Source organism: Streptomyces sp. NPDC039424 (genome assembly GCF_055639495.1).
In genome coordinates this window covers 1-1,333 of sequence record NZ_JBVKAI010000051.1, presented here as the reverse complement: position 1 = coordinate 1,333, position 1,333 = coordinate 1, and the positions used below count along the sequence as shown (strand labels likewise).

Genomic DNA, 1,333 nt, shown 5'->3' with positions numbered 1-1,333 from the left:
CGGGGCATGACGGGGAAGTGGAAGGCCATGTGGCACTCGTCGCCGCCGCTGCCGTAGTCGCCGAAGTAGTCGACCACGTCCTCCGGCCACTGGTTCGCCTCCGCCAGCAGCACCTTGTCGGGATACTGGTCGTCGATCTCCTTGCGCACCCGCCTGAGGAACTCGTGGGTCGCGGGCAGGTTCTCGCAGTTGGTGCCCTCCTGCTGGTACAGGTACGGCACCGCGTCCAGCCGGAACCCGTCGATGCCCAGGTCCAGCCAGAACTTCAGCGCGGAGATCATCTCCTCCTGCACGGCCGGGTTCTCGTAGTTGAGGTCCGGCTGGTGGGAGAAGAAGCGGTGCCAGTAGTACTGCTTGCGGACCGGGTCATAGGTCCAGTTGGAGACCTCGGTGTCGACGAAGATGATCCGCGCGTCCTGGTACTGCTTGTCGTCGTCGGCCCAGACGTAGTAGTCGCCGTAGGGGCCGTCGGGGTCCCTTCTGGACTCCTGGAACCACGGGTGCTGGTCGCTGGTGTGGTTCATGACGAAGTCGATGATCACGCGCATGCCGCGCTGGTGGGCGGCGTCGACGAACTCCACGAAGTCGGCGAGGTCACCGAACTCGGGCAGCACCGCGGTGTAGTCGGAGACGTCGTAACCGCCGTCCCTGAGCGGTGACTTGAAGAAGGGCGGCAGCCACAGGCAGTCGACACCGAGCCATTGCAGGTAGTCGAGTTTGGCGGTGATGCCCTTGAGGTCGCCGATGCCGTCGCCGTTGCTGTCCTGGAAGGAGCGGACGAGGACCTCGTAGAAGACGGCGCGCTTGAACCAGTCCGGGTGGCGGTCCTTGGCGGGTGTGTCTTCGAAGGTGTCCGGAACAGGCTCGTTGACGATCATGTTGTGGGTGACCCTCCGGTCTGCGGGGTGGACGGTCGCAGGACGGTGAGGATGTGCGCGGGCCTGTGGCCCGGTTCGAGTCGCACATAGTTGGCCCTGCCCCAGTGATAGGTCTCGCCGGTGAGCTCGTCGCGCACCGGCACCGACTCGTGCCAGTCCAGGCCGAGTTGCGGCATGTCCAACGAGACCGTCGCCTCCTGGGTGTGGTGGGGGTCGAGGTTGACGACGACCAGAACCGTGTTCGATCCGCTCCGCTTGCTGTACGCGATCACCTCTTCCTTGTCGGCGTGGTGGAAGTGGAGGTCGCGCAGCTGCCGCAGGGCCGGGTTGTCGCGCCGGACGGTGTTGAGCCGGGTGATCAGGGGGGCGATGCTGCGGCCCTCGCGTTCGGCGGCGGCCCAGTCGCGGGGTTTGAGCTGGTACTTCTCGGAGTCGAGGTACTCCTCGCCGCCCGC

The 1,333-nt window shown here is 65.9% G+C and carries 2 protein-coding genes; both read right to left on the bottom strand.

Annotation, left to right across the window (positions count from 1 at the left end; genetic code table 11):
* A partial coding sequence (locus ACZ7L0_RS43940) for an alpha-amylase family glycosyl hydrolase (RefSeq protein ID WP_471248195.1) occupies positions 1–878 on the bottom strand: 878 nt, incomplete at its 3' end.
* The coding region (locus ACZ7L0_RS43935) for an alpha-glucosidase C-terminal domain-containing protein (protein WP_471248194.1) at positions 875–1,333 on the bottom strand (459 nt) is incomplete at its 5' end. The genes ACZ7L0_RS43940 and ACZ7L0_RS43935, both read right to left, overlap by 4 nt.